Source organism: Vibrio sp. 811, assembly GCF_033339195.1.
Genome location: NZ_JAWOUB010000499.1, coordinates 1 through 653, shown reverse-complemented (window position 1 = coordinate 653; position 653 = coordinate 1). Strand labels below are relative to the sequence as shown.

The window sequence follows — 653 nt, the reverse complement described above, 5'->3', positions numbered from 1 at the left end:
TTAAGCGCGACTAACCCAATCAACATGCCGGCGACGATGATCGCTTTGGACATTTGAGCGAGCTGCTGTGGTTTGGTGATCAGCCAAGTGATCGCCAAGGTCATCACAATGATTTTCCAATACGTATTTTTAAATACCGTGATGGCAATATCTCGGCTAGAGGCGAACACAATCCCGATGATAACCAGACCCCAGAAAATGCACAGCCACTTGAGTGAAGGGTGCCAGAATGCCGTAAGTTGACGACTTAGCAGTAGATGAAAAGCTAGCGCAGCTAACGCGCCAAGGGATAAAAGCAATGGGATTTTAAAGCTGTAAATGGCAGGAAACGCTTCGTGAATACGGAAAAAGGAAAAGATAACGAACAGTGTCACGAGCCAAAAGGTTTGATTGAGGACGAATAGCAATGCCAACGGTGCAAAGCACACTGCCACAATCAAAATGGGGTGAGGCATCACGATCCAAAGCAGCGCAATCACGACGGTTATCGTCAGCGCTGCAATGGATTGTTTTGTTCTCACATCGGTTGAGCTCATATCGAATATCTCTTCACTTGTCCGCGCCATCGAATGAATTGCTGACTTAATGCGCTGCGGGTTTCTTTACTCACGTAACGAACGGCGAGTCCTGCAAGCAGGCTGCATGTCAAAATG

The 653-nt window shown here is 47.3% G+C and carries 1 pseudogene; it reads right to left on the bottom strand.

From position 1 onward, the window contains the following. A pseudogene (locus R7Q46_RS27715) lies at positions 1 to 536 on the bottom strand (hypothetical protein); the annotation flags it as partial. Positions 537 to 653: the final 117 nt, after the last annotated feature.